Consider the following 3,152-nt stretch of genomic DNA (forward strand, 5'->3'; position numbering starts at 1 on the left):
CGCCCCCGGCACGGGCGCGTTGCTCGACCGGCCACGCCGGCCCGTCGGTCCGCCGGAGCCGTTACGAGGCCGCCGCGTCCGCCCGCTGTGCGCGCAGCGCCCGCTCGACCCCCGCACGGGACTCGGTCACCAGACGCCGCAGCGCGGGCGACGGCTGTGTCTTCTCCAGCCATGCGTCCGTCGCGTCGAGCGTCTCCTGCGAGACCTGGAGTCCCGGGTAGAGCCCGATCACGATCTGCTGCGCCATCTCGTGGCTGCGCTGCTCCCAGATGTCCTTGACCACGTCGAAGTACTTCGCCGTGTACGGGGCGAGCAGTTCGCGCTGGTCGGTCTGGAGGAAGCCGCCGATGACCGCCTCCTGCACGGCGTTGGGCAGCCCCGCCTCCTCCCCGGCGCCGCTGCCGACCACCGAGGCCCACGCCTCGGCCTTCGCCTCCTCGCTGGGACGGGCCGCACGGGACATCGCCGCGTACCGCTCGCCCGCCGAGGTCGCGTCGCGCTCCAGCTCGGCGGCGATCTCCTTCTCCCCGGCCCGCCCGGTGACGGCCAGCCGGTGGAGCAGCGCCCAGCGCAGCTCGGTGTCGACGGCGAGGCCCTCCAGGGACTCGCGTCCGTCCAACAGGCCCTCCAGCAGGGCGAGTTGCTCGTCCGTACGGGCCGTGGAGGCGAACGCCCGCACCCATGCGAGCTGGTGGTCGCTGCCGGGCGCCGCCGCGCGCAGTTGCTCCAGCGCCGCCTCGGACCAGCGTGTGAGGCCGCTCTCCCGCCACCGCGGGTCGGCGTACAGGTCGAGCGCGAGCTTGACCTGCCGCTGGAGGGACTGGACGAGGCCGATGTCCGACTCCTCGGTGATGCCGGAGAGCACCAGGTCGAGGTAGTCGCGGGCGGCCAGTTCGCCGTCGCGGGTCATGTCCCACGCGGAGGCCCAGCACAGCGCACGCGGCAGGGACTCGGCGAAGTCGCCGATGTGCGCCGTGACCGTCTCCAGCGACTCGGGGTCGAGCCGGACCTTCGCGTACGAGAGGTCCTGGTCGTTGAGGAGGACGACGGCGGGACGCGGGATGCCCGCCCACTCGGCGACCTCGGTGCGCTCCCCCGTCACGTCCAGCTCGGCGCTGTGCGTACGGACGAGCTTGCCGTCCTTCAGGTCGTAGCCGCCGAGGGCGACGCGGTGCGGCCGCAGCGTCGAGGTGCCGGTGGCTCCGGCGGGCAGGGCCGGGGCCTCCTGGCGTACGGCGAAGGAGGTGACGGTGCCCGAGGCGTCGGTCTCGATCTCGGGGCGCAGCACGTTGATGCCCGCGGTCTCCAGCCACGCCTTCGACCAGGCCGTCAGATCGCGTCCGGAGGTCTCCTCCAGAGCGCCGAGCAGATCGCTCAGCCGGGTGTTGCCCCACTCGTGCCGCTTGAAGTAGCGCTGTACGCCGCTGAAGAAGGCGTCCTCGCCGACGTAGGCGACGAGCTGCTTGAGCACGGAGGCGCCCTTGGCGTAGGTGATCCCGTCGAAGTTGACGCGGACGTCGTCCAGGTCGCGGAAGGGCAGTTGGTCCTGCCGGTAGGCCCAGGTCTTCATCTGGTTGGCGAAGGTCGTCCAGGCGTGCGGCCAGCGGGAGCCGGGGGCCGCGGCCAGGCACGCGATCGAGGTGAAGGTGGCGAACGACTCGTTCAGCCACAGGTCGTTCCACCACTCCATCGTCACCAGGTCGCCGAACCACATGTGGGCCAGCTCGTGGAGGATCGTCTCCGCGCGCACCTCGTAGGCGGCGTCCGTCACCTTGGAACGGAAGACGTACTGGTCGCGGATGGTGACCGCGCCGGCGTTCTCCATCGCCCCGGCGTTGAACTCCGGCACGAAGAGCTGGTCGTACTTGGCGAAGGGGTACGGGTAGTCGAACTTCTCCTGGAACCAGTCGAATCCGAGCCGGGTCACCTCGAAGATCGCGTCCGCGTCGAGGTGTTCGGCCAGCGAGGGGCGGCAGTAGATGCCGAGGTCGACGCTGCGTCCGCCGCCCTCCCAGGTGCTGTGCACCGCGTGGTACGGGCCGACGATGAGGGCCGTGATGTAGGAGGAGATGCGCGGCGTCGGCTCGAAGCGCCACACGCCGTCCTGCGGAGCGGGGTGCGGCGTGGGCGAGTTGGAGATCACCGTCCAGCCCTCGGGGGCGCGCACGGTGAACCGGAAGGTCGCCTTGAGGTCGGGCTGTTCGAAGCTGGCGAAGACACGGCGGGCGTCCGGCACCTCGAACTGCGTGTACAGATAGGCCTGTTGGTCGACCGGGTCGACGAAGCGGTGCAGCCCCTCACCGGTGTTGGTGTACGCGCAGTCGGCGACGACCTCCAGTTCGTTCGCGCCCTGGAGGAGGCCGGGCAGCGCGATGCGCGAGTCGGCGAAGGACTCGGCGGGGTCGAGGGCCTCTCCGTTGAGGGTGATCTCGTGCACCGCGGGGGCGACCAGGTCGATGAAGCTGGAGGCGGCCTCGGCCGCCTCGAAGCGGACGAGCGTACGGGAGCGGAAGGTGCCCCCTTCCTGCGCGCCGCTCAGATCCAGCTCGATCTCGTAGGAGTCCACGCGGAGGAGCTGCGCGCGCTCGCGGGCCTCCTCGCGTGTCAGATTCGTGCCAGGCACCTGGTGCTCTCCCATGCTCTCGCGGTCTCACGATGTCGTCGTTCGGCCATCCTTCCACGGAGGGCCCGGGCGCTGCTCCCGGCCGTCCGGCTCCGGCACGGGTGAACGGCGGGTGAGCGGCGGCGGGCGTACGGGCCGCGCCCGGTGACGGGGAGACGGCCACGAGGCGGCGCAGCGGCCGCGAAAAGAGGCGGAGCCGCGGCGGGAACGCGGCGGAACCGCCCGCGGTGATCCATGAACGGCGATGGGCGTACACCGTTCCGCCGTCGTTCAGACGCAGGTCACTCCGGATGCCAAACATCCCTGGTGAGCGGGTCGTTCCGGGCCGGTCGACAGGGGGCGGTCCGGTACGTCCCAGCCTCCGCTTCACCCTTCGCTCCGCGTCCCCGCCAGGAGAGGCAACCCTCATGGACCGCAGCACCCCGCGGCACCCGGTCCGGCACCCCCGCCGTCCCGGCCGCCGTACCCTCCTCACGATCGGCGCCGCGGGCGCGGCCACGCTCGGCACCGGTGCGGTGCTGGGCGGCGG

General features: G+C 71.8%; 1 protein-coding gene. It reads right to left on the bottom strand.

What is annotated here, in order from left to right; translation table 11 throughout:
* Window positions 1-61 precede the first annotated feature (61 nt).
* Entirely contained in the window at window positions 62-2,623 is a 2,562-nt protein-coding gene (gene pepN / locus AN218_RS20260; RefSeq protein WP_070018316.1) for an aminopeptidase N, read from the bottom strand.
* Window positions 2,624-3,152: the final 529 nt, after the last annotated feature.

Source organism: Streptomyces nanshensis, assembly GCF_001751255.1.
Classification (GTDB): Bacteria; Actinomycetota; Actinomycetes; order Streptomycetales; family Streptomycetaceae; genus Streptomyces; species Streptomyces nanshensis_A.